The sequence below is a fragment of the Streptomyces sp. NPDC052682 genome (assembly GCF_040678435.1).
Lineage (GTDB): Bacteria > Actinomycetota > Actinomycetes > Streptomycetales > Streptomycetaceae > Streptomyces.
This window is the reverse complement of record NZ_JBFATS010000032.1, coordinates 1-26,091: the sequence shown is the minus strand read 5'-3', so window position 1 is coordinate 26,091 and position 26,091 is coordinate 1. Positions and strand designations below refer to the sequence as shown.

The following is a 26,091-nucleotide window of genomic DNA, read 5'->3' as shown; positions in this document are numbered from 1 at the left end:
TCGCGGCCGGCGCTGTTCCCGCCGTCGGCCGTCGGTCAGCGCAGGGGAATGATCACCTCGTCCTCGACCGGCGGGTCGATCTCCTGAGCGCGGTTGCCGGTGGCCGCGAAGCAGCGCAGCCGGACGGCGTCCGGGGAGACGTCCAGGCGCAGGAAGCACTTGAAGAACGGTGGGCTGTACGTCGCCGACCCCGGGGAGAACAGCTGGGTGTAGATCTTGCGGACGGGCAGCCGGAAGCGCCTGGCCCGGTCGGGGCGGCGCGCGGTGCCGAGCAGTCCGGCGACCAGGCGGACGCGCCGGGTGACGCGGACCGGTGCGCCCGGGGCGCGGGTGGGCGGGATGCCGAGCCGTTCGGCGATCACGGCCGTGGCCTCGGCCTCGGTGAGCGTGAAGAAGCGGCGCAGCCGCAGCCGGCGGCCGTAGAGCCCGCTGTAGAAGGCCAGGGAGTCGCCGCGCAGCGGATAGCAGCGGAAGTCCGCTTCGGTGACACCCGCGACCGACACCCGGGGGATGGTGTGGGTGGCGTGCATGAACGCCCCGCCGCCGCCCGCCACCACGTACTGCAGCATCCGGCCGTCGTCCAGCCGCACCGGGTAGCGCTGGTAGTTGTGGATGTCGCCGCCGATCGCCGCCACGTAGTGGTGGGCGGGGTCGCGGACGATGTCGTCGACGGTGCCGCCCCCTTCGATCGCGCAGGGCTCGTGCCGGCCGTCCACGTACAGCGGTGAGCCCGTGACGAGGATTTTGGGGCGGGGCCCCTGGGAGACCTCGCGCAGCCAGGCGCCCTGCTCGGCGTCGACCGTGCCCAGCAGACCCGTGTCGATGCCGACGATCCGCACCGGCCCGGCGTCGATCGCCCAGTACGGGCCGGGCTGGACGGCCTGCTGGCCGGGCGCCGAGCGCAGCTTGCGGGCCTCGGCCAGGTGCGCGCCGTCGTCCGGGCGTGGCCGGTGCCACAGCCGGGACCGCAGCCAGGCCCGGGTCAGCGGGCGCGGTCTCGGCTCGGGCGGCAGGGGCGGGGCGTCGTCGCAGAAGACCCGCATGAAACCGCCGAGGTCCTCGTACCAGTCGTGGTTGCCGGGTATCGCGTAGATGGGCGCCCGGTAGTCCCGGTACGGGCGGAAGAACTTGGGGCCGTAGTCGTCGGCGCTGCCCACCGGGTAGATCACGTCGCTGGCCAGCACGGCGAAGGCGGTGTCCTGGCCCACCGTCAGCAGGCCCGGCACGACGGCGTACTGGGGGTCGTCGCCCTCGCCGGTGTCGCCGATGACCAGGAAGGAGAACCGGTCCGGGTCGGCGCGCCGGATCACCTTGTCGGCGGGGGCGCCGGCGGCCTCCTGCCGGGCCACCCAGCGGGCGCGGGTGCGGCCGGTGGGATCGCCGAACCAGCAGGCCAGGACGCCGTTGCGGGCGGCCCACAGGATCCGGGGGTTCAGCCAGGAGATCTTCTCGGCCCGGGACGGCATCGACTGCCGGTACGTGCCGGGTTCCGCGGTGCCCCAGCCGGCGCCTTCGGCGGTATCGCGTGAGGAGTCGGACACCGGTGCACCGTAGCAATGATCCACTGCCGGGCCGGAGCCGGGCCGGTACGGCGTGCGGTCCGGCCGGCAGACCGCTTCACCGGCCGGACGCCGTACGCGGCAGGGGTCAGAAGACGCGGTGCAGCAGGTCGAGCAGCGCCGCCCAGTGCCGCTCCTCGGCGTCCTTGTCGTACGCGGCCGTGTCGGCCTGCGTGAAACCGTGGTGCGCCCCGGTGTACACCTCGCAGCGGTGGCGGACGCCGGCCGCCGTCAGGGCCTGCTCCAGGCGCTCGATCTGCTCCGGGGGCAGCGCGTGGTCCTGGTCGGCGTGGCCGAAGTACACCTCTGCGGTGACCCGGCCGGCCACCAGGTGCGGGCTGTCCGGCGCATCGGTCGCCAGCCGGCCGCCGTGGAAGCCGGCGATCGCGGCCACCCGGTCCGGATAGGTGCCGGCGGTCCGCAGGGCCAGGCCGGCGCCCATGCAGTAGCCGGTCAGCGCGACCGGCCCGTCCGCCGCCACCGGGGACTGCGCCAGCCACCGCAGGTACGCGCCGGCGTCCCGCATCGCCGACTCGGGCGTCAGCGACCGCAGGACCGGACCGAGCCGCTCGAAGATCTCCGGACGCGCCTGCGGATCGATGAACTCGGGCAGTTCGACCACCGGGGCACGCCCGTGCCGGTAGAACACGTTGGGCACCAGCACCGTGTAGCCCTCCCCGGCCAGCCGGTCGGCCATCGCGCGCAGCCGCGGGCGCAGACCGAAGGCGTCCATGTAGAACAGCACCGCGGGCCGGGGCGTCCCGTCGGCGGGGTGCGCCAGATACGCGTCGGCGGTGCCGTCCTCGGTGGGGATCTCGACAGCGGTTCCCTGTACGGCGGTCATGGCTGGGCTGCCTCCCTCGCGCGGGCGTCGGCCGGGGTCCGCACCCCGGCCGGGCTGGATCATGGTCATCCTGACACGCCCGGCCGGAGGCGCTCCGGGCGCCCCCGGCGCGCGAACCGTCGGCCGTGCGGCCGCTACTCGAACCGCGAGACGTCCCCCGCTCCCCGGCGTACGACCTCCGCCTCCCCGCCCGAGAAGTCGATGACGGTCGTCGGTTCGGTGCCGCACTCCCCGGAGTCGACCACCGCGTCCACGACGTGGTCGAGCCGGTCCTTGATCTCCCAGCCCTGCGTCATCGGCTCGTCCTCGCCGGGCAGCAGCAGCGTGCTGGACAGCAGGGGCTCGCCGAGCTCGGCGAGCAGGGCCTGGGTGACGACGTGGTCGGGGATGCGCACGCCGACGGTCTTCTTCTTCGGGTGCTGCAGGACCCGCGGCACCTCCTTCGTCGCGGGCAGGATGAACGTGTAGCTGCCCGGGGTCGACGCCTTGATGACGCGGAACACGTCGTTGTCGATGCGGACGAACTGGCCCAGCTGCGCGAAGTCCTGGCACACCAGCGTGAAGTGGTGCCGGTCGTCCAGCTTGCGGATCGTGCGGATCCGGTCGATGCCGTCCCGGTTGCCGATCCGGCAGCCCAGTGCGTAGCAGGAGTCCGTGGGGTACGCGACCAGCGCGCCCGAGCGGATGCTGTCGGCGACCTGGGAGATGGTGCGGGGCTGGGGGTTGTCGGGGTGCACGTCGAAGTACTTCGCCATCCGCCGAGCTTAAGCCCGCACCCGCCCGCCGGGCGCACAGGCCCGGCCCGGCCCCGGGCGGGACACCACCCCGGACGATCCGCTGCGGCGGTGAGGTAACGTCCCCGACCGACGAACCGGGGGAGGCACGAGCGAGCACGAGGAGAGCACCCAGGTGGCCGCAGGAGAGGGCGGGAAGGACGGGACGGGGCCCGGCGGGACACACCCGGCCTGGGCCGAGGAGCTGCTGGACCATCTGCGCCCGGCCGGGCGGGACATCGGCAGGGTCGTCTCCTGGCTCGCCGGCACCCTGCACGCGGCCGCGGCCCTGCTGGACGCCCGCGGCTCCCTCCTCGCCGGCACCCGGCTGCCGCTGGAGGAGGGCCTCCTGGCGGACCTCGCCCGGCGCCGGATCGCCTCCGCCGCCTGGCAGGACCAGGGCCGCCACCTGCGCCTGGTCCGGGTCGGGCACCCGGCGGGACCCTGCGTGCTGGCCGTCTCCCGTGCCGCCCCCTTCGACCGGCGCAGCTCCGACATCGTCACGCACACCGCCCAGGTGCTCGAACTGCTCCTTGCGGCCCACGAGTCGGCCGAGGCGGAACAGCGGCTGCGGCGCGCCACCGCCGATCTGCGCCTGGCGATCCTGCAACTGCTGATGGTCGAGGACACCATCGCCGCCCGGCGCGTCGCCGCCGGGCTGTGGCCGGGCCTGCTCGACACCGACACGGCGTGCGTCTACGTCGTCGACAGCAGCCCCGAGGAGCGGGACCGGCTCGCCGAGGAGTGCCTGGCCGTCATGGGCGAGAACGCCCTGGTGGTGCGCTGCCCCGCGATGGCCGGGCACGTGATCGTCGTCGGGCTCCGCTCCACCACGGGTACCGCGCTGCGCGAGCTGGTCGGCCGGCACCCCGGCGTCTTCCTCGGCGGCAGCACCCGGCAGAGCCTGGCCCACACCGCCACCGCCTACGGACAGGCCGTCAGCGCCCTCGCCGTCGCCCACTTCCGGCCGGACAAGACGGCGGTGTACGCCGAACGCACCCACCCCGAGCGGCTGATGGACCCGCGGGCGCTGCGCCGCTGGACGGCCCGCACGCTCAGCCCGCTCGACCCGCTGCCGCACCACACCCGAGCCGAGCTGCTCGCCACCACCCGGCTCGGCCTGGAGTTCACCGCCGTCAGCACGGCCAAGGTGCTCGGCGTCAGCCGCAACACCGTCCGGGCCCGCATGGAACGCGTCGAGGCCCTGCTCGGCACGGACTTCACCGACCTCACCGTCCGCGCGCTCGTCCACCTGGCGCTCAACACCCAGGTCGCCCTGCCCGACGGGCCCCCCGGCGCGGACGCCGCGTCCCCGGAACCCCGGCTCGGCGACCTGCTGGCCGGCACCGGCCTGCGCATCTGGGCGCGGGACCTGCTGGGCCGGCTCGACACCGACGCCCGCAACCTGCGCCGCACGCTGCGCACCTGGATCGCCGCCGGCGGCAACGCCGAGCGCGCCGCACAGGCCCTGGGCGTGCACGCCCAGACCGTGCGCGAACACGTCCGCAGCGCCGAACCCGTCCTCGAACGCCGGCTGCTCGCCGCCGGCACCGACCTGTACGAGGTGGTGCTCGCCCACCTGGCGGTGGGTGACCTCGATCTGCCGGCCATCCCCGGGGCTCCCGTGCGCGGGGCGAAAGCGAACTCTTCGGACGCACCTGTGCACGGTTGAGTGCTGCGGCCCGGGCAGCGGGCACCGACACGATTCACAAAGCCTGCCGCGTGCCCCTAGGTTCGACCTGCCGCCAGGGCGCGACCGGAACGGGGGACCGGTCGGCCCGGGCGGCCGCTCAGCAGCACGCCAGGACCCCGTCTCTTCCAGGACCCGTACCGGATTCTCCCGCTCAGCCGCGCAGCCGGACCGGGATCTCCTGCCAGCCGAAGGCGATGAACGACGGCACCTGCCGCAGTTCCTCCGCGGCGGTGGCCAGGCGCAGTGCGGGGAACCGGTCGAACAGCGCGGGCAGTGCCGTCAGTGCCTCCACGCGGGCCAGCGGCGCGCCGACGCAGCGGTGCACCCCGATGCCGAAGGCCAGATGGTCGTCGGCGGACCGGGTCGCGTCGAAGGCGTCCGCGTCCGGCCCGTAGTGCGCCGGGTCGAGCCCCGCGGCGGCGAACGTCGTGAGGATGGCGTCGCCCGCGGAAAGGGTCACCTCGCCCACGGTCAGGTCGGTGACCGCGAACCGCAGCGGCAGCGAGGCGATCGACGGGTGCACGCGCAGGGTCTCGTCGACGACGGCGTCCCAGGAGATCTCCCCGGACCGCACCCGCGCCAGCTGCTCCGGGTGCCGGAGCAGGGCGACCACCGCGTTGCCGATCAGGTTGACGGTGGTCTCGAAACCGGCCCCTATGACCAGCAGCAGCGTGTACAGCAGCTCCTCGTCGCTGAGCTTGTCGCCGTCCTCGTCCCGGACCCGGATCAGCTCCGTCGTCATGTCGTCGCCGGGGTGCTCCCGCTTGTACGCGATCAGCGCGCCCAGCACCGTGCCGATCTGCCGCTGCACGGACGCCGCGTGCTCGGGGCCCGGGTCGGAGGTGTCCATGATGGCCGCGATCAGCCGGCCGGTGTCCTGGCGCAACTGCTCGGGCACGCCGAACAGTTCGCAGATCATCCGCATCGGCAGCGGATGGGCGAACCGCTCCCGCAGGTCGGCCACCTCGTCACCGGCCGCCTCCAGGGCGTCGAGCAGCTCCGCGGTGAGCGCCTGCACACGGGGCCGCATCGCCTCGGTGCGCCGGTGCGTGAAGCTCGGCGCGACCAGCTTGCGCAGCCGGGCGTGGTCGGGGCCGTAGCTGGAGAGCATGTTGACGACGCCCACCCAGCCCAGGATCCAGGTCCAGGAGGGGTGTTCGCCGATCTCGGGCCACAGCCGCCAGTGCTGACGGGGATCCTTGCTGACCCGGGGATCGAGGATGAGCTCCTTCAGTACGTCGTACCGGGTGGGCGCCCAGGCGGGGATGCCGCCGGGTAACTCCACCGGCACGATCGGGCCGAGGGCGCGCAGCCGGGCGGTCTCCGCGGGGATGTCGGCGCCCAGCGGGTCGAGGGCTATGCGGTCGGTGGCGGTCACGAGGGGCCTCCTGGCTGGTCGGGAGTACGAGGGCTGAAACGCACGGGCAGCGCCGTGAGCGAGCGGTGGAACGGGCCGGGTCGCCAGGTGAGACGTTCACGGCGCGCAACGGGTTCGAGGTCGGGCAGCCACTGGATGAGCTGTTCGATCGCCTCGGTGGCGATGAGCAGCGTGTGCTGCTTGACCGGGCAGGCGTGCGGCCCGGCCGACCAGGACAGGTGCGAGGCGTCCCCCGGGCGGCGGGACGCGCCGTACCGCTGCTCGGCGGTGTGGGCCAGCGCCCCGTAGGAGATGACCACCGGCACCGCGGCCCGGATCCACACGCCGTGGAAGGCGACCGGCCGGCGGGCGTAGTGGATGCCGTAGTTGGCCAGCGGTGTCTCGTGGTGCAGCACGTCCAGCACCGCGTCCATCACGGGGCGGGCGCCGCTGGTCAGCGTCGAGGAGTACACCGGGTTGCCGAGGATCCTGGACAGCGCGTTCGACACCAGGTTCGCGGTCGGCTCGTGGCCCGCGCCGAGGGTGAGGAAGACCTGCCAGGTGACCTCCTCCGGGGTCAGCCCGGCCGGGTGGTCCAGCAGCCAGCTGGGCAGGTCGTCGCCGCGCCGCCGGATCTTGGCCGCGATCAGCTCCAGCACGTACCCGGCGAACTCGGCCTCGCCCTCGGCGGCCTCCGGGCCGCTCTCGATCAGCTTGCCGAGGGCCGCGTTCAGCCGGTCGCTCTGCTCGTCGGGCAGCCCGAACAGGCTGTTGAACACCAGCGCCATCAGCGGCCGGGCGAACTCGCCCACCAGGTCGGCCTCGCCGCGCGGCCCGATCCGGCGCACCAGCAGGCGCACCGCCCGCTGCACCCGCGCCCGCAGGTCGTGCGGTTCGACCAGGTCGAAGGCGTCGAGGAGACTGGTGCGGTAGCGGACGTGGGCGGCGCCGTCCGCGAACAGCGTGTTGGGCCGCCAGCGCATCATGCCGAGCACCGGCGAGTCGTCCGGGACCGTGGCCTGCCACGGCCGGGGGTCGTGGGAGAACGTCTCGGTGTCGTGCAGCAGGTCCAGCGCGGCCCGCCGGTCGGTGACGACGTACGCCGGCACCCCGGGCGCCAGCTCCGCCCAGCCGATCGGGCCCTGGGCGCGCAGCGCGGCGTAGTAGCGGTAGGGGTCCTCGGCGAAGCCGTCCTCCCACAGCCGGACGGGTGTGGTGAGGGAGAAGGCCTGCTCGGCGGGGGAGTGGGTGGTCACCGGCGCTCCCGGGCGGGACGGTCGGCCAGGTGCTGGACCAGCGCGAGCAGCGCGTCCACGCAGGAGCCGTGTTCCCGCGCGTCGCAGGTCACCATCGGCGTGTCCGGCTCCAGGTCCAGGGCGGTACGCAGCTGCTCCTCGGTGTGGTGGCGGGGCGCGTCCGGGAAGGTGTTGAAGGCGACCGCGTACGGCAGCCCCGACTCCTCCACCATCCCCAGCACGTCGAACGAGGCGTCGATGCGGCGGGCGTCGACCAGCACGAGCGCGCCGAGCGCCCCGTAGGCGACGTCGTCCCACAGCGCCCGGAACCGCTCCTGCCCGGGCGTGCCGAACAGGTACAGCACGATCCCGCCCGGCAGGCTGATCCGCCCGAAGTCGATGGCGACGGTCGTGGTGGTCTTCTCCCGCACCCCGGCCAGGTCGTCCACCGGCGCGGACGCCTCGGTGAGCTGTTCCTCGGTGTGCAGCGGCCGGATCTCGGAGACGGAGCCGATCAGGGTGGTCTTGCCCACCCCGAACGGGCCGGTCACCAGGATCTTCACCAGGTCACGGGCCGCCTCGGGCAGGTGGACGCCGTGTGTGGTGCTCAGGGTGCTTGAGGGAGCGGAGGCCATCGGCGACTCTCTTCAGCAGGTCGGGGTCGGACCGTTCGGCGGGCGGGATGGGCGGGCGGGCCAGCACCAGGTCCCGGTCGAGGAGACCGGCGGCCAGCACCCGCACCGCGGAGACCGGCAGGCGCAGCAGCGCCGCCGCCTCCACGACCGTCAGCGGCCCGCCGTCCAGGGCGTCCAGCAGGGCCAGCTGCGCGGCGGGCAGCTCGGCGGGCGGCGGCTCACCGCCGCGGGTGAGCACCGAGAGCCGGTCCAGGCGGTGCCGGCCGGGGCGGGCCACACCGCCGGTGGCCAGGTACGCGGGCACCAGGGGACGGCCACCGGGGCGGCCGGTCATACGGCCGGGGCGCCGTCGGCTCCCCGGGGCGCGGCGGCCATCGCCTTCTCGCCCAGCCGGGCGACCTGCGAGTGGACCCGGTGCGCCAGCAGGTCCAGCCGTACCTGGGGGTCTCCGTGGGCGGCCACGCAGGTGCCGTGGTCCGTCGGCACGATCAGGACGTACCCGTGGTCGGACTCGATGACGACCTGCCGCACCTCGGCCCGGCCCCGGTCGGCGAACGCCGCCGCGGCGGTCCGGCACGCGCCCTGCACGGTGCTGATGATGGCGGCCACCCGCTCGGCCGAGGGCTGGTCGAGCGCGTCGGTGTACCCCTTCACGAGCCCGTCCCGGGTGAGCAGCACGGCGGCCACCACGTGCGGCACCTGGAGAATCGGCTCCAGCACCCAGGCCGTGTCGCCCCCATCGCGGCTGGTCATCGGGCCGCTCCCCCTTCCTCGTGGCCGCTCGGGCCCGTGTCGGTGTCGTCCTGGCCGGTCTCGTCGTGCGCGGCTGCCCCGCCCGTGGTGAGCCCGGTGCCCTTCAGTACGGCCGGAACGCCGCCGGCGTTCGGCTCGGCCGCGGCCCGCGCGGCGGCGGTACCGGACTGCAGGGCGCCGAGGGCGGCGGCGGCCTGCTCCGGGCTGCGCGCCGCAGGCACGGGCGCGGCCCCCTCGGGCGCGCCGGCCCTGCCCCGGCCGCGGCGCCGGCGCTGCGGCAGACCGCCGGTGTCGCGCGGGCCCGGGCGCCCGGAGGCGGGGGAGGGAGCGTCGTGCCCGGAGGCGGGGGAGGAGGCGCCGTCGTGTCCGGAGGCCGGGGAGAGGGCGGTGTCCTGTTCGGTCCCGTAGCCGTGGGACACGGCGGGCCCGGCCGCGGGGGCCGGCTCCTCGGGGACTGCCTTGGGGGCCGGGCGCGGGGCGCTTGCGGCGGGCGGCCGCTCCTCGGGGTCGATCCGGGTCAGCAGGTGGCTGCCGACCCGCAGCACCGCCCGGACACCGCCGTACGGCGACGGCGAGGACAGGTCCACCGCCAGGTCGAACTGCCGGGTCAGCTGGCCGACCGCGGCCAGCCCCATCCGGGGCGGATCACCGAGGTCGGTGAGCAGGACCGGCTCGTCCCCGGCCACCATCCGCTGGGCGCGGGCCCGCTCGTCCGGCGTCATGCCGAGGCCCGCGTCGTCGACGGTGACGCAGACACCGTGGTGGACCTGCTCCAGGTGGACGACGACGTCGGTGTCGGGCGGGGAGTGCCGCAGCGCGTTGTCGAGCAGCTCGGCGACGATGATCGCGACCGGTTCCACGGCGTGCGACACCAGTGCCGTGCCCGGCTCCAGATGGTTGTGGACCTTCACCCGCTCGTAGCCCGCGAGCCGGGCCTGACCCCCCGTCACCGCGTCCACCACGTGGGACTCCTCGCGGGCCAGCCCCACCCACGCCCCGCACACCACCGCGGCGACCTGCGCCCGGCGCAGCGACTGCTCGTTCTCGTGGTCGAGTTCGAACAGGGTCTGGGCCAGTTCCGGGTCGTCGTAGCGCTGCTGCAGGGTGCGCAGCGCGTCCTGCAGGCGGTACAGGGCGGCCTGGATCTCGCGGGTGGCCCCGCGCATCCCGGCCTGCGCGGCGGCGTCGATCCGGGTGCGCTGCGCGGCCAGTTCGGCGCGCAGTCCGTCCAGCACCCGGTCCAGCGCGGCACCCAGCGGCGAGCCGGCGGTCTGCGAGTGCAGCGGTCCGGGCACCGGGACGTGCGGATGGGTGAGCTGCCGGGCGGCGGCGGGCAGGCGCTGCTCCGCCAGATGCTCCACCTCGGCCGCGAACGTCCGTGAGGTGCCGTCCAGCCGGGCGCGCAGCGCGGCCGTCTTCCTGCGCTGCGCGGCCAGTTGGCGCCGGGACCGCAGCAGCCCGCCGCCGAGGGCGAGCGCGGACAGGGTGCCGGCGGCGAGGCCGCCGACGGCCAGGTCCGGCAGTTCGATCATCGAGTCGGTTCCAGGGGTGGTCGGTCCTGGGGGCGGTCCAGGCGTGGTCGGGCAGGGCGCGGTCGGTCCGAGGGCTCTTCGGCGAGGCGCTCGGAGCACAGTACACACCGTCATCGATCGCTCTCGCACGGTGTTACGGCACTTCGTTATGGAAAGTGACCGGCGTCTCTCCGGTTCCGTGCAGCGGATCTCCGGTTCTGTCCCGCTCAGGTGAATTTCCGCACGCGGCGGGCGAGTTGCCCTGTCTGGGCCGGTCCGTCGCCGGACGGCGCGGGCCGGGAGACGGCCGTGTGTGTGCCGCGCCAGGGCGGGTACCCGGCCCGCGCTGAAGAGGTCCCATCCCGGGTGCCGCGGGCCCGGGCCCCGGCACCCGCGGCGAGTACCGCGAAAAGGAGGCCCGCATGACCAGTGAGACCGAGACCGGCGGCGTGACCGGTACCAAGGACAAGGACTACAACCTCATCTGGTACGTCGAGTCGTGCCTGAGCAACGCGCTGCGTCTGGAGCAGTACATCCAGGACGCGGAGCGTGAGAAGGACAGCGAGGTCGCGGAACTGTTCCGCAAGGCACAGGCGGACAGCCGCAAGGGCGCCGAGCTGGGCAAGGCACTCCTGCGCTCGCGGCTGAACGGCGGCTGACACGCGCCGGCCCTCCGGGCCCGGGCACCGTGCGAGCACGGTGCCCGGGCCTTCGCCGTGCCGGTACCCCCTCTCGCGGCGAGCAGCGGTGACGACCGCCCCGGCCGCCGGTTACCGTACGCGTCAGTAACCGGACCGCGCCCGCAGGAGGCCCCCATGCCGCAGCTCGATGTCGACGGAGCCAGACTCACCTACGACGACGAGGGCCCCCGCGACACTGAAGAGGTGCCCCTGGTCCTCGTGCACGGCTGGACGGCCGACCGGCACCGCTGGGACCACCAGATGGAGCACTTCCGTCCGCGGCGGCGGGTGATCCGGCTCGACCTGCGCGGGCACGGGGAGAGCACCGGTGCGGGGGCCCGCACCATCGAGGAGCTGGCGCAGGACGTCGTCGCCCTCCTGGACCACCTCCGCGTCGACCGGTGCGTGCTCGTCGGCCACTCGATGGGCGGCATGATCTGCCAGACCATCGCCCTCACCCATCCCGGCCGGGTCGAGCGCATGGTGCTGGTGAACTCCATCGGCCGCATGACCTACAGCCGCGGCCGCGGCCTGCTCATGGCGGCCTCCACCCTCGTCCCGTTCAAGCTGTTCGTCGCCGCCAACATCCAGCGGGCCTTCGCCCCGGGCTTCCCGCGCGAGGAGGTCCGCGCGTACATCCGCGCCTCGGCGAACACGCCCCGCGAGGTGGTCATGACGCTGTACTCCGCCATGCGGGCCTTCGACGTCCTCGACCGGGTCGCCGAGATCCGCGTGCCGACGCTGATGGTGCACGGCTACTACGACGTCCAGCTCCCGGTGCGCCAGATGCTGCGGATGGCCAAGGCCTACCCGGACGCGGTGATCCGCATCCTGGACGCCGGCCACGAACTGCCGGTGGAGAAGCCCGCGGAACTGACCAAGGCCATCGACTGGTTCCTGGCCCGCTGAGGGCCCGGCCTCGCCGGTACCGGGGGGCGGCCGTGCGGAAGCGGCCGTACCTCTCGACCGGCCCCTGCCCCGCTGCGAGACTTCCCGCACCGGCACGGGGGGAGCGGGGCGATGGCGGCAGCGCGGCGGGGGCCCAGGGAGCGGGACCGCGAGCGCGCTGTGCGGCTGCGCCGGGAGCGGCTGCGGGCCGCCCGGCGTGCCCGGGAGCGGGCCGAGCGCAGGCGGCTGACGGGGGTGACGCCGGCCGAGGCCCAGCGGCACGCACGGGCCCGCCGGCTGCGGGGCTGGGCCGTGGCCGCCGTCCTCCTCGGGGCCGTCCTCGTGGCGCTGGGCGCCCTGGAGCTCGCCGAGGCGGGAGAGCCGGCCGCGGGTCGGGACGGTGCTCAGTCGTCCATGGCGGCGGCCCTCGCCCTGCTGACGGCCGGGTGCTACGGCGTGGGGGCCGGAGCGGTCCTGCTGCGCCGCCCACGCCGGGACCGGCGCAATGCGCTGGGCCGGTACGGCCTGCTGGCCTGGTTCGCCGTCGTCGCCGCCCTGCCCGCCTACGCCTACGGCCATCTCCTCGCGGGGCCGGCCGCCGTCACGGCGGTGTGGATCGTGCTGGTGCTCGTCATGCTCTGGATCGTGCGCCGTGACCGGCGGCTGTGACCGGACATCGGCGTGAAGGCGGGTGAGGGCCGGCGCACGCCCGGGTACCCGGGCCGTCCGCCGTCACCGGCCGGGGCCGCCCGCCGCTGTGTCCGGGCGCCACCGGCCACGAGCCGAAGGAAGCCACTCTATGACGGACGTATCCGGTACCGGCCCCGAGCGGGACGACGGCCGAAAGGTGCTCACCGACCGCCAGGGCCACCCCGTCCACGACAACCAGAACCAGCGCACCATCGGCGCCCGCGGGCCCGCCACGCTGGAGAACTACCAGTTCCTCGAGAAGATCAGCCACTTCGACCGCGAACGCATCCCCGAGCGGGTCGTGCACGCCCGCGGCGTCACCGCGTACGGCTTCTTCGAGGCGTACGGCACCTGGGGCGAGGAGCCGATCAGCCGCTACACCCGGGCCAAGCTGTTCCAGGAACCCGGCAAGCGCACCGACGTGGCCGTCCGGTTCTCCACCGTCATCGGCGGACGCGACTCCTCCGAGGCCGCCCGCGACCCGCGCGGCTTTGCGGTGAAGTTCTACACCGAGGACGGAAACTGGGACCTCGTCGGCAACAACCTGGGTGTCTTCTTCATCCGGGACGCCATCAAGTTCCCCGACGTCATCCACGCCCTCAAGCCCGACCCGGTCACCTTCGAGCAGCAGCCCAGGCGCATCTTCGACTTCATGTCGCAGACGCCCGAGGCGATGCACATGCTGGTCAACCTGTTCAGCCCGCGCGGCATCCCCGCCGACTACCGCCACATGCAGGGCTTCGGCGTCAACACCTACAAGTGGGTCAACGCCGACGGAGACACCAAACTCGTCAAGTACCACTGGATGCCCCGGCAGGGCGTGCGCAGCATGACCGCCGAGGACGCGGCCAACGTCCAGGCGCGCACCCTCGGGCACGCCACCAAGGACCTGTACGAGGCGGTGGAGCGCGGCGACCACCCGGAGTGGGAACTGCTCGTCCAGCTGATGGACGACCACGACCACCCGGAGCTGGACTTCGACCCGCTGGACGACACCAAGACCTGGCCCGAGCAGGAGTTCCCGCCGAAACCGGTCGGGCGGATGGTACTGAACCGGATGCCGGAGAACTTCTTCGCCGAGAACGAGCAGATCTCCTTCGGCACCGGCGTCCTCGTCGACGGCCTGGACTTCTCCGACGACAAGATGCTGGTCGGCCGCACCTTCTCCTACAGCGACACCCAGCGCTACCGGGTCGGCCCCAACTACCTCCAGCTGCCCGTCAACCAGCCGAAGAACGCCGACGTGCGCACCAACCAGCGCGACGGCGCCATGGCCTACCACGTGGACGGCGGGGGCGAGAACCCGGACGTCACCTACGAGCCGTCCCTGCGGGGCGGGCTGCGCGAGGCCGAGCACCCCGCGCACGACGAGCAGGGCCCGGAGATCCGCGGCCGGCTCACCCGCAAGCGCATCCCCCGCACCAACGACTACGTCCAGGCCGGCCAGCGCTACCTGCTGATGGAGGAGTGGGAGCGCGACGACCTGGTGAAGAACCTCGTCGACCAGCTCTCCCAGTGCGACCGGCCCGTGCAGGAACGCATGGTGTGGCATTTCCTGCTGGTCGAGAACGACCTCGGGCTGCGCGTCGGCGACGGCCTCGGCATCGGCCCGCAGGACGTCGCCCACCTCGAGCCGCTGGCGAACCAGGACCTCACCGACGAGGACCGCGAGCGCCTGGCCAACCTCGGCAAGAACCCGCCCCGGGACGTCGAGGGACTCACCATGACCCACTGCGTCCCCGACGCGCACCACGTCGTCACGCGGTGAGACCTCAGCGGCCGAGCGCCTCACGGGCCACCGTCAGGGCCTGTTCGGCGTAGCCGCGGCCGAACAGCACGGCGTGCACCAGCAGCGGGAACAGCTGGTGCACGCCGACGCGTCGCTCCCAGCCGTGGGCGAGCGGGGCCGCCTCCTGGTAGCCCTCCAGCATCTGCTCCAGGTGGGGGCAGCCGAACAGGCGGAGCATCGCCAGGTCGGTCTCCCGGTGCCCGCCGTGCGCGGCCGGGTCGATCAGCCACACCCGCCCGTCGGCGCCCCACAGCACATTGCCGTTCCACAGGTCGCCGTGCAGCCGGGCGGGCGGTTCCGGGGGACCCGCCAGCTCCGGCAGCCGCGCGCACAGCCGCTCGACGACGGGCGCCTCGCCGGGCCGCACGGTGCCCTGGTCGACCGCGCGCCGCAGATACGGCAGGACGCGGTGCTCGGCGTACCAGCGCGGCCAGTCGTCGCCCGGCACGTTGCGCATCGGCGCGAGCCCGATGTACGCGTCGGCCGGGCCGCCCGGCGGCGGAGCCCCGAACGCGGGCGCGCCGCACGCGTGCAGCGCGGCCAGGTCCCGCCCGAAGCGGAGCGCGGCCCCACGGCTCGCCCGCCCCTGCGCGACCCGGTCGGTGACCAGCCAGGTCTCGTCCTCGCCGCGCACGGCCGGGACGCGGACGGCACCCGCCTCGGCGAGCCAGCGCAGTCCGGCCGCCTCGGCCCTGACCGCCCCCGCAGCGTCACCCCGCTTGACCATCACCACCCGGCCGCCGTCGACGCTCACCTCGGCGAGCGATCCGGACAGCGGCCGCTCACCGGTGACGGCAAGTCCGGTGAGCCGGGCCGCGGCGGCCCCCGGCCGCTCGGCGGTCATCGGCGGGCCTGCCCGCATGCGGCCGCTCCGGTCGTGTCGGTCCTGTCCAGTCTGGTGATCGAACGCACGGCCACCACACTACGACCGCGGACCGCACGGCCAGGCCCCGGCGGCAGGCAACGCGGTACGGGTGAAAACCCGCCCCGCGCCGATCGAACGCGCAGGACGCGGGGGACCAGTCGGGGCATGACCAGTTCATCGTTCCCGCGCACCATCACCCTGCCCGCGCCCCTCTGCGAGGAGGCCGTGGAGCACCTCGAACGGGCCGCCCAGCGGACCATCGACGGAGCGGGGATCCCCCTGAAGGCGTTCCGCACGGCCGCCGACCACGACTACGCCCTGCCCGTGTCCGTCGTCGAACAGGCCGCGGCCTGCCTGCTGGTCCTGGCCACCGAGACCGCCCAGTCCGTCCGCCCCTCGGCCCTGCGCGCCACCATCAGCGTCGCCCTGCGGCTGCGCGACGCCGTGGAGGCCCTCCACCAGCCCGCCCTCACGCACCGCTTCTGGTGATCCGCCGGGGCGGGCTGAAGCCACGGTGAGCCGCCGGGCGGGCGCGAGGTGTGGCCGAAGCCACGTCCCCGAGGAGGTCCGGCACATGGTTACGGGCAGGAGGCGGCAGCTACCTTTTTCGGGCAGACCTCCTCCCCAGCAGCTCGGACGGCCCGGCAGTGCAAGCAGATCTCTCCCCGGTCATCGCGGCGACCGCCCAGTGGCTAACGCGCGCCTTCCCCGCCTCCGGCGGGGCGCTGGCCTGCGCCCTGTGCGAGGTGCAGGCGCGGCAGGCCGTGACGGTCGCGGCCCGGCTCAGGTACCCGACGGCGATGGACGCCGCCCTGCTCGGCATGGCGGGCCCCGGCGGCTCCGCCCGGCTCGACTGGGTGACCGGCGCCGACCCGGCCGTGACCGCGGACGCCGACGCGCACGCCTGGCGCACCTGGGTCGACGAGGTCCTCGCGAGCTGGGCGGCCTGCCTGCTCGCCGACCCGGACCTGGCCGCGCTCGCGGTCGCCGCGGTCGCCGAGGGCGGTCACGCCACCGGCACGTCCGCCGGGTTCCGGCGGCTGCTCGCGCCCGACGACAGCGACCGGCGGGCGGCGGCGCTGCTGCGCCATCCCGACCTGCTCGCGCCCGTCGCCGAGCTGCACCAGACCCAGCTCGTCGAGCTGCTCAAGCCGGGGCGCGCGCTCATCGCCTGACACACGGCGCCACCCGGGGCTGCCCGGCGGCCGAGGGCCGTGCGCGGCCGGCCGCTCAGGTCTCCGCGCCCCTTCGAGGTGGACAGCGCGGCGGAGGCCGATCGTGCCGTGACCTGCGCGGCAGTCCCGCGCAACCGTCCGGTCACGCTGCGTGTTTCACCGGTTTGCCGTACGCGACCGTGCCCCGGCCGCGCAGGAGGCGGAGGCTGAGCGTGGGCTCGACGGCCTCCGGCCACCCTCGGCGGCCCGAGGCGCGACCGTCGTGCCGGGCACCCATGCCGCTGACGGAGGAGAGACCGAGATGACCACCGCCCTCACCCGGAGCTGGGAACACGCCGTCGTCACCGGCGGCGCGGGCTTCGTCGGCTCCCATCTGTGCGCCGCCCTGCTGGACGCGGGCGCGGCCGTCACCTGCGTGGACGACTTCAGTTCCGGCCGGCCCGAGAACATCACGCCCCTGCTCGACCGGCCCGGCTTCACCCTGGTGCAGGCCGACGTCACCGAGGGGATATCCGTCAAGCGGCCCCCCGACCTGGTCCTGCACTTCGCCTCCCCGGCGTCCCCCGCCGACTACCTGCGGCTGCCGCTGCACACCCTGCAGACCGGCAGCGTCGGCACCGGCCACGCCCTGGAGCTGGCCCGCACCAGCGGCGCCCGTTTCGTCCTGGCCTCCACCTCCGAGGTGTACGGCGACCCCCAGCAGAACCCGCAGAACGAGCGCTACTGGGGCAACGTCAACCCGGTCGGCCCGCGCAGCGTCTACGACGAGGCCAAGCGGTTCGGCGAGGCGCTGACCACGGCCTACGCCGAGACCCACGGCACCGACACCTGCATCGTGCGGCTGTTCAACACCTACGGCCCCCGCATGCGGGGCCACGACGGGCGGGCCGTACCCACCTTCGTCCGCCAGGCCCTGGACGGCGAACCCCTCACCGTCACCGGCGACGGACACCAGACCCGGTCCCTGTGCTACGTCGACGACACCGTGCACGGCATCCTCGCGGCGGCCGCGCACGGCATGCGCGGCCCGGTGAACATCGGCAACCCGTCCGAGATCACCATGCTGGAGCTGGCCCGCCTCGTCATCGACCTGGCCGGCTCCGACTCGGAGATCCGGTTCATCGACCGTCCGGTGGACGATCCGGCCGTGCGCTGCCCGGACATCACGCTGGCCCGCGACAAGCTCGGCTGGGAGCCGCGCGTGGGCGCCGAGGAGGGCCTGCGCCGCACGATCGCCTGGTTCCGCGAGTTCCGCGAGGAAACCGACCGCTGACCGCCGGAGCGTCGCCGGCCGTGCCCGGGCGCCTGCGCCCCGATTCCCGAAAGGCCCGCCACCCCATGCGCATCCTCGGAATCAACGCCCTCTTCCACGATCCCGCTGCCGCCCTGGTGATCGACGGGCGGACCGTCGCCGCCGCGGAGGAGGAGAGGTTCTCCCGGCGCAAGCACGGCAAGCGGCCCGTGCCGTTCTCCGCCTGGGAGCTGCCCGAGCAGGCCGCCGCCTGGTGCCTGAGGCGGGCCGGACTGCGCCCGCAGGACCTCGACGCGGTCACCTACTCCTTCGACCCGGCCCTCGCCCGGCCCGCCGACGCCCTGGGCCTGGACGACCCCTGGGACCACCTGCGGCTGACCTACGCCCGCGAGGCACCCGGGTTCCTGAAGACCGCGCTGCCCGGCCTGGACCCCGGCATCGTCCGGTTCGTGCCGCACCACATGGCCCACGCCGCCTCCGGCGCCTTCGCCGCGCCGGACGCGGGGAACTCCTCGGTCCTCGTCCTGGACGGCCGGGGCGAGAGCGCCTCCCACCTGGCCGCCCGCCGCGTCGGCGACCGGCTGGAGGCGCTGCACGCCCAGGAACTGCCGCACTCCCTCGGCCTGGTCTACGAGGAACTCACCGAGCACCTCGGATTCCTGCGCTCCAGTGACGAGTTCAAGGTGATGGCGCTCGCCTCCCACGGCCGGCCCCGCATGCGCGCCGGGCTGAGCCGCCACGTGTACCCGACCGGCGACGGCGGCTTCCACGCCACCGGCGTGCCCTGGCGGGAGTTCTGCCCGCCGCGCCGCCCGGACGAGCCGTGGACCCAGGACCACGCCGACCTGGCGGCGAGCGCGCAGGCCGTGCTGGAGGAGACACTGCTGGACCTGGCGCGCTGGCTGCACGGCCGCACCCACGACAGCGTGCTCACCCTGGCCGGAGGCGTCGCCCTCAACTGCGTCGCCAACACGCGCATAGCCCGCGAGGGGCCCTTCGCACGGGTGTGGGTGCAGCCCGCGGCAGGTGACGCCGGTACGGCCCTGGGCGGCGCCCTGCTGCTGTCCGCGACCGGCGGCGACCAGGTCGAGCCCATGACCGGGGCCGACCTCGGCCGGGACTGGTCCGACGCGGAGCTGGGCGCCTGGCTGAAGACGGCCGCCGTCCCCTTCGAGCGGCCCCCGGACATCGCCGCGACCGTGGCCCGCGCCCTGGCGGACAACGCGATCGTGGCCTGGTTCCAGGGCCGCTCCGAGTACGGCCCCCGTGCCCTCGGCCACCGCTCGCTGCTCGCCCACCCCGGGCACGCGGGCAACCTGGAGCGGCTCAACGACGTCAAGGGCCGCGAACAGTTCCGGCCCGTCGCGCCGATGGTGCTCGCCGACCGGGCCGCCGGGATCTTCGACGGGCCGCTGCCCAGTCCGTACATGCTCTTCGTGCACGACGTGGCCGAGGCGTGGAAGGACCGCATCCCCGCCGTCGTCCACGTGGACGGCACCGCCCGCATCCAGACCGTCGACCCGGCGCAGGAGCCGTTGGTGGCCCGGATGCTGGGCGAGTTCGAGAAGCTCACCGGACTGCCCGTGGTCGTCAACACCAGTCTCAACACGGCCGGCCGGCCCATGGTGGACGACCCGCGCGACGCCCTGGAGTGCTTCGGCTCCTCGCCCGTGGACCTGCTGGCCATCGGCCCGTACGCGATCCGCCGCGGCGACCTGTTCCGCTCCGGCGACGCGGGGGGCCCGCGATGAGGGAGGACGACGCGATGAACGGCGACGGCGCAGGCCGCGGGAACCGCAGGATCACCGGGCACGGCGCGATGGGCGCGGGCGACGGTATGAGCACCTACGCGGTGGTGATCCCCACGCTCGGCCGCCCCAGTCTGGGCGCCTGCCTGCGCGCGCTGGCCGAGACCAGCGGGCCGGGCCCGGAGCGCGTCGTCCTCGTCGACGACCGGCCGGACCCGGCCGGCACGCTCGCGGCGGACGTCCCGCCCGCCCTGCGCACCCGCACCATGGTCGTCCCCGGCGGGGGACGCGGGCCCGCGGCCGCGCGGAACGCCGGATGGCGGGCGGCCGGGGACGCGCCGTGGATCGTCTTCCTCGACGACGACGTCGTCCCCGGCCCCACCTGGGGCGACGACCTCGCCCTGGACATCGCCGCGGCGACCGGCTGGACCGCCGCCGTCGGCGCCCGTATCGAGGTGCCGCTGCCCGCCGACCGCCGCCCCACCGACTGGGAACGCACCACGGCCGGGCTCGCCACGGCTCGCTGGATCACCGCCGACATGGCCTTGCGGCGCACGGCGCTGGAAGCCGTCGGCGGCTTCGACGAACGCTTCCGGCGGGCCTTCCGCGAGGACGCCGACCTCGCCCTGCGGCTGCTCGACGCCGGCTGGAGTCTGGCCGAGGGCCGCCGCACCACCCGGCATCCGGTACGGCCCGCCGACCGCTGGATCTCCCTCCGGCTCCAGGCGGGCAACGCCGACGACGTGCTCATGACCCGCCTGCACGGCCGCGCCTGGTGGCGGCGGGCGGGCGCCCCCCGAGGACGCCTGCCCGGGCACCTGGCGGTGACGGCGGCCGCGGTGGCGGCCCTGGGCGGCGCCCTGTCCGGCCGGCACCGCGCGGCGGGTGCCTGCGCCGCCCTCTGGCTGGCGGGCACCAGCGAGTTCGCCCTGGCGCGGATCGTGCCCGGGCCGCGCACCCGCGACGAGATCGCCACCATGCTCCTCACCAGCCTCCTCATCCCGCCCGCGGCGACCTGGCACTGGCTGCGAGGGCGGCTGCGGTACCGGGCGACGCCGCCGCACCGCCCGTCCGCGGCGGGGCAGTGGCCGCCGGAGCCACGCCCGGTGGTCAGGGAACGGCTGCGGTCATGACCCGGCCCGCCACCCCGAGACCCCCGCTGAGCGGCCCCTGGCTGCTCGGCGAACCCGCCCCCGCCTCGCCGCCCGGCGGCCCGGAGGGCACGCTCCCGGCCGCCGTGCTGTTCGACCGCGACGGCACCCTGGTCACCGACGTCCCCTACAACGGCGACCCGGAGAAAGTCGCTCTCATGCCGACGGCCCGGGAGGCCGTGGCCGCCGTCCGGGCGGCGGGCATCCCCGCCGGGGTCGTGACCAACCAGTCCGGCGTCGCCCGCGGCCTGCTGACATCCCGTCAGGTGGAGGCCGTACGACGGCGCATCGAGGACCTGCTCGGGCGGTTCGCCGTCTGGGCGGTGTGCCCGCACGGGCCGGCGGACGGCTGCGCCTGCCGCAAACCCGCCCCCGGCCTCGTCCTGGCCGCCTGCCGGCGGCTCGGGGTGCCGCCCGAACGCACCGTCGTCGTCGGCGACATCGGCGCCGACATGGACGCCGCCCGCGCCGCCGGAGCCCGCGGCGTCCTGGTGCCCACCTCGCTCACCAGCCCGGAGGAGATCGCGGCGGCCGACGCCACCGCCTACGACCTGCTCGGCGCCGTCCGCCTCCTGCTGCCCCCGGCCCTCAGGCACTCCCTCGCCCCGGTACGGGAAGAGGCACGATGAACCGCCGCCGCCCGCCCCGCACCCTCGTGGTCCGCCTGGACAGCGCGGGCGACGTGCTGCTGGCCGGGCCCGCCGTACGGGCCGTCGCGGCCGGTTCGGCGTACACCGCGCTGCTGTGCGGACCGCAGGGCGCGGCGGCGGGGCGGCTGCTGCCCGGCGTGGACGAGGTCCTCACCTACGACGCGCCCTGGGTGGGTCTCGAGCCCCCGCCGGTCACCCGGGCCGCGACCCGGCAGCTGATGGACACCCTGACGGCCGGGCGCTTCGACCGGGCCCTGGTGCTGGTGTCGTACCACCAGAGCCCGCTGCCCGTCGCCCTGCTGCTCAGGCTCGCCGGGGTCGGCTGGATCGCCGCCGACAGCGAGGACTACCCGGGTGCGCTGCTGGACCTGCGGCACCGCCGCCTGCCCCACCGCCACGAGGTCCAGGCCGCCCTGGACCTGGCGGCGGCCTCGGGCTTTCCACTGCCGCCCGGGGACGACGGCCGGCTGCGCGTCACGCCCCCGCCGGACACCACCCACCTGACCGGACCGGAACCGTACGTCGTCGTCCACCCCGGCGCCGCCGTGCCCGCCCGGGCCTGGAGCCCCGGGCGGGCGGCACGCGCCGTGGCCGCGCTGTCCGCCGAGGGCTACCGGGTCGTGGTCACCGGAGGCCGGGCGGAGCGGCGGACCGCCGACGTCGCCGGCCGGCACGCGCTGGACCTGGGCGGCGCCACCGACCTGCCGCAGCTCGCGGGCGTCCTGGCCCGGGCGAGCGTGGTCGTGGCCGGCAACACCGGCCCCGCCCACCTGGCCGCCGCGGTCGGCACACCCGTCGTCAGCCTGTTCGCGCCGGTCGTCCCCGCCGAGCGGTGGGCGCCGTACGGCGTGCCGCACATCCTGCTCGGCGACCAGCGCGCGGCCTGCGCGGACACCCGGGCCCGGCACTGCCCGCTGCCGGGCCACCCCTGCCTCGACGGCATCGGCGACGCCGAGGTGCTCGCCGCCGTCGCGGCGCTGGAGGACAGCCGGGCGGACCAGGGGGAGCAGACGGAGCGAGGAGCTGCCGTATGAACATCCTGCTGTGGCATGTGCACGGCTCATGGACGACGGCGTTCGTCCAGGGCCCGCACACCTACGTCGTCCCCGTCACCCCGGGCCGCGACCCCGACGGCCTCGGGCGGGCCCGCACGTTCTCCTGGCCCGCCTCCGTCCGCGAGGCCACCCCGGAGGAACTGCGCGACACGCCGTTCGACCTGGTCCTGCTGCAGCGCCCGCACGAGCTGGAGCTGGCCGGGCGATGGCTCGGCGGACGGCGGCCCGGCAGGGACCTCCCGGCCGTCTACCTGGAGCACAACGCCCCGGACGGCGACGTCCCCGGCACCCGCCACCCGCTGGCCGACCGCGACGATGTGACGATCGTGCACGTCACCCACTTCAACCGGCTGTTCTGGGACTGCGGCACCACCCGCACCGAGGTGATCGAGCACGGCGTCGTCGACCCCGGGCACCGCTACACCGGCCGCCTCGCCCGGGCCGCCGTCGTCGTCAACGAGCCGGTCCGGCGCGGCCGGTACACCGGTACGGACCTGCTGCCCGGGCTGGCCGAGGCGGTGCCGCTGGACGTGTTCGGCATGGGCACCGAGGGCCTGGCCGGGCACCTCGGGCTTCCCGAGGACCGGTGCCGCACCGCCGACCTGCCGCAGCGGGAGCTGCACACGGCCCTGGCCGAGCGCCGCATGTACCTCCACCCGGTGCGCTGGACCTCCCTCGGCCTGTCCCTGCTGGAGGCGATGCACCTGGGCCTGCCCGTGCTGGCCCTCGCCACCACCGAGGCGGTCGAGGCGGTGCCGCCCGGCGCCGGTGTGCTCTCCACCCGCCCCGACGTCCTGGCCCGCGCCGCCCGCCGCTACCTGCACGAACCCGAGGCCGCGGCCGAGGCCGGCAGGCGCGCCCGGCAGGCGGCCCTCGAACGGTACGGGCTCAAGCGCTTCCTGACCGACTGGGAGCGCCTGTTCACGGAGGTGTGCTCATGACCCCCACCCTCAGCCCCCTCCCCACCGGCCCGCTCGGCGGCGGCGACCCTCTCGACCCGGGCGTGCTGTCCATCGCACTGGTCTCGGAGCACGCCAGCCCCCTCGCCGTACTCGGCGGGGTGGACGCCGGCGGGCAGAACGTGCACGTCGCCTGTCTCGCGGGCGCCCTCGCCGACCGGGGCCACCGCGTCACCGTCTACACCCGGCGCGACTCGCCCGACCCGCCCGGCCGGGTGCCGCTGCGCGACGGCGTCGAGGTGCACCTGGTGCCCGCCGGGCCGCCCGAACCGCTGCCCAAGGACGAACTGCTGCCCTACATGGACGAGTTCGGGCACTACCTCGCGGGTATCTGGCGCAGGCGCGCACCGGACCTGGTGCACTCGCACTTCTGGATGTCGGGCCTGGCCTCGCTGCGCGCCGCCCGGGAACGCGGCCTGCCGCTGCTGCACACGTACCACGCGCTCGGCACGGTCAAGCGGCGCCACCAGCGGCTCGCCGACACCAGCCCGCCCGAGCGCATCCCGTGCGAGATCGAGGTCGGCCTCGGCTGCGACCGCATCATCGCCACCTGCCGGGACGAGGTCATGGAGCTGGCCCGGATGGGCATTCCCGCCCACAAGGCCCTCATCGTGCCGTGCGGGGTGGACACCGGCCTGTTCACCCCGAAGGGACAGGCAGCGCCGCGGGGGCCGTACCGCCACCGGATCCTCCAGCTCGGCCGGCTCGTGCCCCGCAAGGGCGCAGCGGTGGCCGTGGCCGCGCTCGCCCGGCTGCCCGACACCGAGCTCCTCGTGGTCGGCGGCCCCCCGAGGGAGCGGCTCGACGACGACCCGGAGGTGCGGCGACTGCGCGGCATCGCCCGGGACGCGGGCGTCGCCGACCGGGTGCGGTTCACCGGCGGTGTGCCCAGCGACCAGGTGCCGCCGCTGCTGCGCTCCGCCGACGTGGTGGTGTGCCCCGCCGACTACGAGCCGTTCGGCATCGTGCCGCTGGAGGCCATGGCCTGCGGAGTGCCCGTGGTGGCCAGCGCGGTCGGCGGGCAGCTCGACACGGTCGCCGACCCGGGCACCGGACGGCTCGTGCCGCCCGGCAACCCCGAGGCCCTCGCCCGGGCCGTCGCCGGACTGCTCGCCGACCCGGCCGCCCGCGAGGCCTGCGGCGTGGCCGGCCGCCGCCGGGTCCTCAGCCGCTACGGCTGGACCCAGGTCGCGGCGGCCACCGAGACGGCGTACTGCGCGGTCCTCGACGCCGAAACCGCGGCGACGGGGTCCGGCTGACCGGCCAAGGCCCCGGTTCCGTGAGCCGCGGATGTCGCCGGCGCCCGCAGCACGAAGAGCCCGCCGGTACCGGAAGTCCGATGGGTTCGCCGGTACCGGAAGTCCGATGGGTTCGCCGACGCTCCGCGACAGCCGGCACACGAAGGATCCGCCGACATCCACACACGAAGGATCCGCCGAAGTCCGAAGGGAGGTGCGGGTCCCGCCGCCGTCCTGCCGAGGCGGTCCACCCGATCAGCATGACCGAACACCCCGCTCACCTCGCGCTCGATGCCGCGCGCCTGCACTGCCGGTCGCTGGAAGAGGCCCTCGGCCGGCTCCGCGACCAGGGCCTGGAACAGCTCGCGGACTGGGGCGTCCGGCTCGCCGCCGTCCTCACCGACGGCGGCCGGCTGCTCGCCGCGGGCAACGGCGGCAGCGCCGCCCAGGCCCAGCACCTGACCGCCGAACTGGTCGGCCGCTACCGCCAGGAGCGGCGCGCCTACTCGGCGATCTCCCTGCACGCCGAGACCTCCAGCGTGACCGCCATCGGCAACGACTACGGCTTCGACCACGTCTACGCCCGTCAGGTCACCGCCCACGGCCGCCCCGGGGACGTCCTGGTGCTGCTGTCCACCTCGGGCCGCAGCGCCAACCTCATCGCGGCGGCCGTCACGGCCCGGCAGACGGGTCTGCGCGTGTGGGCCCTGACCGGGCGCGGCCCGAATCCCCTGGCCGAGGCCGCCCACGAGGCGCTGTGCGTCGACGCCGGGAGCACCGCGACCGTCCAGGAGACCCACCTTGTCGCCGTGCACCTGCTGTGCGAGGCGTTCGACGCGGTCGTCTCCACACCGGTGGCCCGGCGCACCGTCACCACCCACGGGAGGGCGTCATGACCGCACCCAAGCCGCTCGCCGTCGTCGGGGACGTCCTGCTCGACGAGGACATCGAGGGCGTCGCCACCCGCCTCGCCCCCGACGCGCCCGCCCCCGTCGTCGACGTCACCGCCGACCGCTGCCACCCCGGCGGCGCCGGCCTGGCCGCCGCCCTCGCGGCCCGGGGCGGCCGGGAGGTCGTCCTGGTGACCGCGCTCGGCGACGACGACGCCAGCGAGGCCGTACGCCACGACCTGTACGGCCGGGTCCGGCTCCTGGAGATCCCCCTCAGGGGCACCCTGCCGGTCAAGACCCGCATCCTGGCGGGCGGCCGGCCCGTGGTGCGCATCGACCGGGGCGGCGGCGAGCCCGGCGAACCCGACGACGCGGTGCGCGAGGCGCTGTCCGGCGCGCACGCCGTCCTGGTCGCCGACTACGGCCGCCACACGGCGAACGCGCTGCGCCCGCACCTGGAAGCGGTGGCCCACCGGACCCCGCTGGTGTGGGACCCCCATCCCAAGGGCGACGCGCCCGTGCCCGGCGCCCGGCTCGTCACCCCCAACGCGGCCGAGGCGCTCGCCCTGTGCCCCGGCGACGGCGGAACCTCCCTCGGCGCGTACGCCGAGCGCGGGGCGGCACTGGCGGAGCGGTGGCGGGCGGCGGGCGTCGCCGTCACGCTCCCCCAGCGCCCCGTGCACCAGACCAGCCCTGGCGCC

At 75.1% G+C, this 26,091-nt stretch carries 25 protein-coding genes and 1 pseudogene; 16 read left to right on the top strand and 10 right to left on the bottom strand.

The window, feature by feature from the left end; genetic code table 11:
• Positions 1-35: 35 nt before the first annotated feature.
• The 3 genes from AB0K80_RS32510 to AB0K80_RS32500 form a co-directional block, all read right to left on the bottom strand.
• Positions 36-1,541, bottom strand: coding sequence for a metallophosphoesterase (locus AB0K80_RS32510; protein WP_365675907.1), 1,506 nt, complete (start codon positions 1,539-1,541; stop codon positions 36-38).
• Between the two features lie 106 nt (positions 1,542-1,647).
• Positions 1,648-2,403, bottom strand: a complete 756-nt coding sequence (locus tag AB0K80_RS32505) for a dienelactone hydrolase family protein (RefSeq protein ID WP_365675905.1) — start codon at positions 2,401-2,403, stop codon at positions 1,648-1,650.
• A 134-nt stretch (positions 2,404-2,537) separates the two neighbouring features.
• Positions 2,538-3,158 (bottom strand): L-threonylcarbamoyladenylate synthase, encoded by a 621-nt coding sequence (locus AB0K80_RS32500; RefSeq protein ID WP_365675903.1) that lies wholly within the window; start codon positions 3,156-3,158, stop codon positions 2,538-2,540.
• A 154-nt stretch (positions 3,159-3,312) separates the two neighbouring features.
• Here AB0K80_RS32500 and AB0K80_RS32495 point away from each other — a divergent pair, with 154 nt between their 5' ends.
• Entirely contained in the window at positions 3,313-4,848 is a 1,536-nt protein-coding gene (locus AB0K80_RS32495; protein WP_365675901.1) for a helix-turn-helix domain-containing protein, read from the top strand.
• Positions 4,849-5,020: 172 nt separating this feature from the next.
• Here AB0K80_RS32495 and AB0K80_RS32490 read toward each other — a convergent pair whose 3' ends face one another.
• The 6 genes from AB0K80_RS32490 to AB0K80_RS32465 are packed head-to-tail and all read right to left on the bottom strand — an operon-like array spanning position 5,021 to position 10,381.
• Positions 5,021-6,247 carry a cytochrome P450 gene (locus tag AB0K80_RS32490; protein WP_365675900.1) on the bottom strand — a complete coding sequence of 409 codons (1,227 nt, stop codon included), beginning with the start codon at positions 6,245-6,247 and terminating at the stop codon, positions 5,021-5,023.
• Entirely contained in the window at positions 6,244-7,482 is a 1,239-nt protein-coding gene (locus tag AB0K80_RS32485; protein ID WP_365675898.1) for a cytochrome P450, read from the bottom strand. Before AB0K80_RS32485 ends, AB0K80_RS32490 begins: the two co-directional genes overlap by 4 nt.
• Positions 7,479-8,096, bottom strand: a complete 618-nt coding sequence (locus tag AB0K80_RS32480) for an ATP/GTP-binding protein (RefSeq protein ID WP_365675896.1) — start codon at positions 8,094-8,096, stop codon at positions 7,479-7,481. Before AB0K80_RS32480 ends, AB0K80_RS32485 begins: the two co-directional genes overlap by 4 nt.
• A complete protein-coding gene (locus AB0K80_RS32475) occupies positions 8,029-8,430 on the bottom strand; it encodes a DUF742 domain-containing protein (RefSeq protein WP_365675894.1) in 402 nt (133 codons plus the stop codon). Before AB0K80_RS32475 ends, AB0K80_RS32480 begins: the two co-directional genes overlap by 68 nt.
• Entirely contained in the window at positions 8,427-8,849 is a 423-nt protein-coding gene (locus tag AB0K80_RS32470; RefSeq protein ID WP_365675892.1) for a roadblock/LC7 domain-containing protein, read from the bottom strand. Before AB0K80_RS32470 ends, AB0K80_RS32475 begins: the two co-directional genes overlap by 4 nt.
• Positions 8,846-10,381: an ATP-binding protein gene (locus AB0K80_RS32465; protein ID WP_365675891.1), complete on the bottom strand. Its 1,536-nt coding sequence runs from the start codon at positions 10,379-10,381 to the stop codon at positions 8,846-8,848. The genes AB0K80_RS32470 and AB0K80_RS32465 overlap by 4 nt, the downstream gene beginning before the upstream one ends.
• Before the next feature lie 401 nt (positions 10,382-10,782).
• Here AB0K80_RS32465 and AB0K80_RS32460 point away from each other — a divergent pair, with 401 nt between their 5' ends.
• The 4 genes from AB0K80_RS32460 (at position 10,783) to AB0K80_RS32445 (ending at position 14,386) form a co-directional block, all read left to right on the top strand.
• Positions 10,783-11,019, top strand: coding sequence for a hypothetical protein (locus AB0K80_RS32460; RefSeq protein WP_365675889.1), 237 nt, complete (start codon positions 10,783-10,785; stop codon positions 11,017-11,019).
• Positions 11,020-11,175: 156 nt separating this feature from the next.
• Complete coding sequence (locus AB0K80_RS32455) at positions 11,176-11,949, top strand: alpha/beta fold hydrolase (RefSeq protein ID WP_365675887.1); 774 nt, start codon at positions 11,176-11,178, stop codon at positions 11,947-11,949.
• A 111-nt stretch (positions 11,950-12,060) separates the two neighbouring features.
• Positions 12,061-12,597, top strand: a complete 537-nt coding sequence (locus AB0K80_RS32450; protein WP_365675885.1) for a hypothetical protein — start codon at positions 12,061-12,063, stop codon at positions 12,595-12,597.
• 130 nt (positions 12,598-12,727) lie between these two features.
• Complete coding sequence (locus tag AB0K80_RS32445; RefSeq protein ID WP_365675883.1) at positions 12,728-14,386, top strand: catalase; 1,659 nt, start codon at positions 12,728-12,730, stop codon at positions 14,384-14,386.
• Positions 14,387-14,390: 4 nt separating this feature from the next.
• Here AB0K80_RS32445 and AB0K80_RS32440 read toward each other — a convergent pair whose 3' ends face one another.
• The gene (locus AB0K80_RS32440; RefSeq protein WP_365675881.1) at positions 14,391-15,269 is read right to left on the bottom strand and encodes a fructosamine kinase family protein; all 879 of its coding nucleotides are present in this window, start codon (positions 15,267-15,269) and stop codon (positions 14,391-14,393) included.
• A gap of 168 nt (positions 15,270-15,437) precedes the next feature.
• On the opposite strand from AB0K80_RS32440, the gene AB0K80_RS32435 reads away from it, so the two are divergent.
• The 11 genes and pseudogenes from AB0K80_RS32435 to AB0K80_RS32385 form a co-directional block, all read left to right on the top strand.
• Positions 15,438-15,761 carry a hypothetical protein gene (locus tag AB0K80_RS32435; RefSeq protein WP_365675880.1) on the top strand — a complete coding sequence of 108 codons (324 nt, stop codon included), beginning with the start codon at positions 15,438-15,440 and terminating at the stop codon, positions 15,759-15,761.
• 158 nt (positions 15,762-15,919) lie between these two features.
• Positions 15,920-16,447, top strand: coding sequence for a hypothetical protein (locus AB0K80_RS32430; protein ID WP_365675878.1), 528 nt, complete (start codon positions 15,920-15,922; stop codon positions 16,445-16,447).
• Positions 16,448-16,748: 301 nt separating this feature from the next.
• Positions 16,749-17,720 (top strand): NAD-dependent epimerase/dehydratase family protein, encoded by a 972-nt coding sequence (locus AB0K80_RS32425; RefSeq protein ID WP_365675876.1) that lies wholly within the window; start codon positions 16,749-16,751, stop codon positions 17,718-17,720.
• 65 nt (positions 17,721-17,785) lie between these two features.
• A complete protein-coding gene (locus tag AB0K80_RS32420) occupies positions 17,786-19,450 on the top strand; it encodes a carbamoyltransferase C-terminal domain-containing protein (protein ID WP_365675874.1) in 1,665 nt (554 codons plus the stop codon).
• Positions 19,451-19,536: 86 nt separating this feature from the next.
• Positions 19,537-20,580 (top strand): glycosyltransferase, encoded by a 1,044-nt coding sequence (locus AB0K80_RS32415; protein ID WP_365675958.1) that lies wholly within the window; start codon positions 19,537-19,539, stop codon positions 20,578-20,580.
• Positions 20,577-21,227, top strand: coding sequence for an HAD-IIIA family hydrolase (locus AB0K80_RS32410; RefSeq protein WP_365675872.1), 651 nt, complete (start codon positions 20,577-20,579; stop codon positions 21,225-21,227). Before AB0K80_RS32415 ends, AB0K80_RS32410 begins: the two co-directional genes overlap by 4 nt.
• Positions 21,224-22,282: a glycosyltransferase family 9 protein gene (locus AB0K80_RS32405; protein WP_365675871.1), complete on the top strand. Its 1,059-nt coding sequence runs from the start codon at positions 21,224-21,226 to the stop codon at positions 22,280-22,282. Before AB0K80_RS32410 ends, AB0K80_RS32405 begins: the two co-directional genes overlap by 4 nt.
• Positions 22,279-23,244 carry a glycosyltransferase gene (locus AB0K80_RS32400; protein WP_365675869.1) on the top strand — a complete coding sequence of 322 codons (966 nt, stop codon included), beginning with the start codon at positions 22,279-22,281 and terminating at the stop codon, positions 23,242-23,244. Before AB0K80_RS32405 ends, AB0K80_RS32400 begins: the two co-directional genes overlap by 4 nt.
• Positions 23,241-24,521: a glycosyltransferase gene (locus AB0K80_RS32395; RefSeq protein WP_365675867.1), complete on the top strand. Its 1,281-nt coding sequence runs from the start codon at positions 23,241-23,243 to the stop codon at positions 24,519-24,521. The genes AB0K80_RS32400 and AB0K80_RS32395 overlap by 4 nt, the downstream gene beginning before the upstream one ends.
• Positions 24,522-24,760: 239 nt before the next feature.
• The gene (locus AB0K80_RS32390; protein WP_365675865.1) at positions 24,761-25,396 is read left to right on the top strand and encodes an SIS domain-containing protein; all 636 of its coding nucleotides are present in this window, start codon (positions 24,761-24,763) and stop codon (positions 25,394-25,396) included.
• Positions 25,393-26,091 (top strand): annotated as a pseudogene (locus tag AB0K80_RS32385) (D-beta-D-heptose 1-phosphate adenosyltransferase); the annotation flags it as partial. The gene AB0K80_RS32390 and the pseudogene AB0K80_RS32385, both read left to right, overlap by 4 nt.

Coding starts and splice junctions, on each gene's coding strand:
- AB0K80_RS32410 (WP_365675872.1), top strand. CDS start 20,577: ATGACCCGGCCCGCCACCCCGAGACCCCCGCTGAGCGGCCCCTGGCTG.
- AB0K80_RS32480 (WP_365675896.1), bottom strand. CDS start 8,096: ATGGCCTCCGCTCCCTCAAGCACCCTGAGCACCACACACGGCGTCCAC.
- AB0K80_RS32400 (WP_365675869.1), top strand. CDS start 22,279: ATGAACATCCTGCTGTGGCATGTGCACGGCTCATGGACGACGGCGTTC.
- AB0K80_RS32470 (WP_365675892.1), bottom strand. CDS start 8,849: ATGACCAGCCGCGATGGGGGCGACACGGCCTGGGTGCTGGAGCCGATT.
- AB0K80_RS32420 (WP_365675874.1), top strand. CDS start 17,786: ATGCGCATCCTCGGAATCAACGCCCTCTTCCACGATCCCGCTGCCGCC.
- AB0K80_RS32500 (WP_365675903.1), bottom strand. CDS start 3,158: ATGGCGAAGTACTTCGACGTGCACCCCGACAACCCCCAGCCCCGCACC.
- AB0K80_RS32440 (WP_365675881.1), bottom strand. CDS start 15,269: ATGCGGGCAGGCCCGCCGATGACCGCCGAGCGGCCGGGGGCCGCCGCG.
- AB0K80_RS32455 (WP_365675887.1), top strand. CDS start 11,176: ATGCCGCAGCTCGATGTCGACGGAGCCAGACTCACCTACGACGACGAG.
- AB0K80_RS32450 (WP_365675885.1), top strand. CDS start 12,061: ATGGCGGCAGCGCGGCGGGGGCCCAGGGAGCGGGACCGCGAGCGCGCT.
- AB0K80_RS32460 (WP_365675889.1), top strand. CDS start 10,783: ATGACCAGTGAGACCGAGACCGGCGGCGTGACCGGTACCAAGGACAAG.
- AB0K80_RS32445 (WP_365675883.1), top strand. CDS start 12,728: ATGACGGACGTATCCGGTACCGGCCCCGAGCGGGACGACGGCCGAAAG.
- AB0K80_RS32425 (WP_365675876.1), top strand. CDS start 16,749: ATGACCACCGCCCTCACCCGGAGCTGGGAACACGCCGTCGTCACCGGC.
- AB0K80_RS32505 (WP_365675905.1), bottom strand. CDS start 2,403: ATGACCGCCGTACAGGGAACCGCTGTCGAGATCCCCACCGAGGACGGC.
- AB0K80_RS32395 (WP_365675867.1), top strand. CDS start 23,241: ATGACCCCCACCCTCAGCCCCCTCCCCACCGGCCCGCTCGGCGGCGGC.
- AB0K80_RS32465 (WP_365675891.1), bottom strand. CDS start 10,381: ATGATCGAACTGCCGGACCTGGCCGTCGGCGGCCTCGCCGCCGGCACC.
- AB0K80_RS32390 (WP_365675865.1), top strand. CDS start 24,761: ATGACCGAACACCCCGCTCACCTCGCGCTCGATGCCGCGCGCCTGCAC.
- AB0K80_RS32475 (WP_365675894.1), bottom strand. CDS start 8,430: ATGACCGGCCGCCCCGGTGGCCGTCCCCTGGTGCCCGCGTACCTGGCC.
- AB0K80_RS32435 (WP_365675880.1), top strand. CDS start 15,438: ATGACCAGTTCATCGTTCCCGCGCACCATCACCCTGCCCGCGCCCCTC.
- AB0K80_RS32405 (WP_365675871.1), top strand. CDS start 21,224: ATGAACCGCCGCCGCCCGCCCCGCACCCTCGTGGTCCGCCTGGACAGC.
- AB0K80_RS32415 (WP_365675958.1), top strand. CDS start 19,537: ATGAGCACCTACGCGGTGGTGATCCCCACGCTCGGCCGCCCCAGTCTG.